Origin of the sequence: Psychrobacter sp. (assembly GCF_036731945.1) — a bacterium.
GTDB lineage: Bacteria > Pseudomonadota > Gammaproteobacteria > Pseudomonadales > Moraxellaceae > Psychrobacter.
The window spans coordinates 22066-25669 of sequence record NZ_DAINDI010000046.1; the positions used below are offsets into that span (position 1 = coordinate 22066).

2 protein-coding genes are annotated in these 3604 nt (G+C 42.0%); both read left to right on the forward strand.

Annotated features, from left to right (window positions below):
- The coding region (locus V7D75_RS10150) for a vitamin B12 dependent-methionine synthase activation domain-containing protein (RefSeq protein ID WP_333614463.1) at window positions 1-2242 on the forward strand (2242 nt) is incomplete at its 5' end.
- Between the two features lie 467 nt (window positions 2243-2709).
- A partial coding sequence (locus tag V7D75_RS10155; protein ID WP_333614464.1) for an LptM family lipoprotein occupies window positions 2710-3604 on the forward strand: 895 nt, incomplete at its 3' end.

Genomic DNA, 3604 nt, shown 5'->3' on the forward strand with positions numbered 1-3604 from the left:
GGCATTTGATGAAGACGGTCAGGCTGATACCTATGAGCGCAAAATCGAGATTTGTCAGCGCAGTTATGATGTCTTGGTCAATGAAGTCGGCTTCCCTAGCGAGGATATCATCTTTGACCCGAATATCTTTGCGGTTGCGACCGGTATTACCGAGCATAATAATTACGGCGCTGACTTTATTAATGCCACCAAATGGATAACCGATAACCTGCCAAATGCGATGGTATCGGGCGGTGTATCGAACGTGTCGTTTAGTTTCCGTGGCAACCCGATTCGTGAAGCCATCAATTCAGTCTTTCTATACCATGCAATTCAAAACGGCTTAACCATGGGTATCGTCAATCCAGCTATGCTGGAGGTTTATGATGACATTCCCAAGGAAGCTCGCGACGCCATCGAAGATGTAATGCTCAATCGCAATCAGGGCGATAGTGGTCAAGAGGCGACCGAACGCTTGATGACCTTCGCTGAGAGTTATCAAGACGGCGGTAAGAAAAAAGACAGTACCGTCGATATGTCATGGCGCGAAGGCACGGTCGAAGAGCGCATTGCCCATGCACTAGTAAAAGGTATCACGACCTTTATCGATGCCGATACCAAAGAGGCGTGGGAGAAATACCCCAAGCCACTAGAAGTCATCGAAGGGCCATTAATGGATGGCATGAATATCGTCGGCGACTTATTTGGCGCTGGTAAAATGTTCTTACCGCAAGTGGTAAAATCTGCCCGCGTCATGAAACAGTCGGTCGCTTGGCTGAACCCATACATCGAAGCGGAAAAAGTCGAGGGTGAAAAGAAAGGTAAAATCCTTATGGCGACGGTCAAAGGTGACGTCCATGATATCGGTAAAAACATCGTCGGCGTGGTCCTTGGCTGTAACGGCTATGAAATCCTCGATCTTGGCGTGATGGTGCCCTGTGAAAAAATCCTCGATACCGCGCTTGCAGAAGAAGTCGATATCATCGGTTTGTCAGGTCTGATCACCCCAAGTCTCGATGAGATGGTCTATGTTGCCAAGCAAATGCAAGAACGCGGCATGACTTTGCCCTTGATGATTGGCGGGGCAACGACTTCTAAAGCGCATACGGCGGTTAAAGTAGAGCCTCAATACCAAAACGATGCGGTTATTTATGTATCAGACGCTTCACGCTCAGTAGGCGTGGTGACCAAGCTGCTGTCAAAAGAGCACCGTCAAGGTCTCATCGATGAGACGCGTGAAGAGTACATCAAAGTACGCGAGCGCCTTGCTAAGCGTCAGCCGAAAGCAGCAAAAATATCTTATGCTGAGTCGATAGAGCTTGGTTTTCAGTACGATTGGGACAACTATGTACCGCCAGTGCCAAATAAACTTGGTCAAGTTATACTCGATGATTACCCGATTACCAATATATTGCCTTATATCGACTGGACACCGTTCTTTATCTCTTGGGGACTCGCGGGTAAATATCCAAAAATCTTGCAAGATGAGGTGGTTGGTGAAGCGGCGCGCGATTTGTTTGATAATGCCAATGACTTGATGCAAAAGATGATTGATGAGAAGTTAATCGTTGCCAAAGGCGTGTTTAAGCTCATGCCCGCTCGCCGCACTGGCGCGGATACCGTTACTGTCTATGATAAAGCACCGACTGAGGGCGGCACAGCAGAATATCAATTTGAGCATTTGCGTCAACAGTCAGATAAAGCCAGCGGCAAGCCAAACTTTAGCTTAGCGGACTTCATTTCGCCATCAGATGCGCATACCGATTATCTTGGCGGTTTTACCGTCTCTATCGTGGGCACAGAGGCGCTTGCTGAACAGCACAAAGCAGCGGGCGACGACTATAATGCTATCATGTCCCAAGCCTTATCTGACCGCTTAGCCGAAGCCTTTGCCGAGCATTTGCATGAGCTGATTCGTAAAGAGTACTGGGGTTATCAGGCTGACGAAAATCTAACCAATGATGAGATGATTAAAGAAAAATACGTCGGTATTCGTCCAGCACCCGGCTATCCTGCTTGCCCTGAGCATACCGAAAAAGGCAAACTGTTTGAGTGGATTGGTACGGGCGAGGCTATCGGTACGATATTAACCGAAAGCTATGCGATGTGGCCTGCGTCATCGGTCAGTGGCTTTTACTACTCGCATCCCGATAGTGAATACTTTAATGTCGGTAAAATCAGTACCGATCAGTTAGAGAGCTATGCTGAGCGTAAAGGTTGGGATATGAAAACGGCCGAGAAGTGGTTAAATCCGAATTTGTAGGGTTGGTGCCTCTAATAATGGCTTAGCTGAGCCACTTAAACCTCTCGTATTTTTATAAAATATAAAAGAACCGCGTCTTCATTTACTAAAAATGTAAAAGAAGACGCGGTTTTTTATTATGTCTTTTTTACACCTATTAATACTGGCTTTGTCTCATTTTTAATTACCTTTATTGTTCAATAAAATCTTATAGTTATGTTCAATTGTCTAAAGACTTAGTAGTCCTTAATATCATTTATAGCTTTACTCTTATTTAAATTTTAAAACCTAAGTTTTAACTTATTTTTTTATTTCCTCAGTTAAAAATAATAGTTTTTTCTAGTTGGATTGACTGAAAATATTTGATATATTCACTTAACGCTATTTATAAATCCTAATAAGTATATATTGATAGGGTTAAGGAGGGACAAGGACGTTGCCTTTAAAACAAGTGAGCTTTTACATTTTTCATTCAAGGAGAGATAAAAATGAAGCCATTCAAACTAGCACTTCTAGCACTATCAACAGCATTCTTAATACAAGGCTGTGGTGATGACTCAGATTCCTATCAACCACCTCAACAACAACCTGATATTACATCTGAAGTTACAGGACTTTGGACTAGTAATGATTCCGAAAGTGATCTTTTGGCTCTAGCTTTCTTCGAAGATGGCTCTTATATTCATGTAGAGGTAGAAAACAGGCCTGAACCTTTATTAAGACGAGCATTTACAATCCAGTCAGAAGACGATACAGATGATGGAATGGAGTGGGGAAAATATACTATAGATAATAAAACAGGAGCACTGAAGGTTAATCAAGTTTTTGATGATAATGGTGAAAATGGTCTGTCAGAAAACCTAACTCAGTATATTTCAGTATCTGAAGGAGTACTTACCATTCAGATTGATGAGAATAATAATGGCGTTATAGATAGTAATGAATCTTTCAGTTTTTCAAAAGCGAAAAATGACGGATATTTAGGGATTTGGAGAGGTGAAGAAACAGACGAAGAGCTAGATTCAGTAGCTTTTTTTGAAGATGGTACTTATATTCAGCTTAAAGTTGATGCTGAGAAATCATTAGATAATCTAGAAAACGGTATGGAGTGGGGTGATTATACCGTTGACGATAATTCTGGACGATTAGAAACCTATCAAATATTTGATGATAATGGTATATCAGGATTTTCAGAATCTCTTGAACGCTACCTTAAGACATCTAATGACAAACTTACACTCGACATCGATAAAAATCAGGATGGCATTATAGATCAAAATGAGTCCTTTGATTTTTCGAAAAACAAACCTGTTGTAAAGCCAACCTCTAAAAAAATTATAGGACTTTGGGAAAACAGAGATACTAACAATGAATTATTAGCAT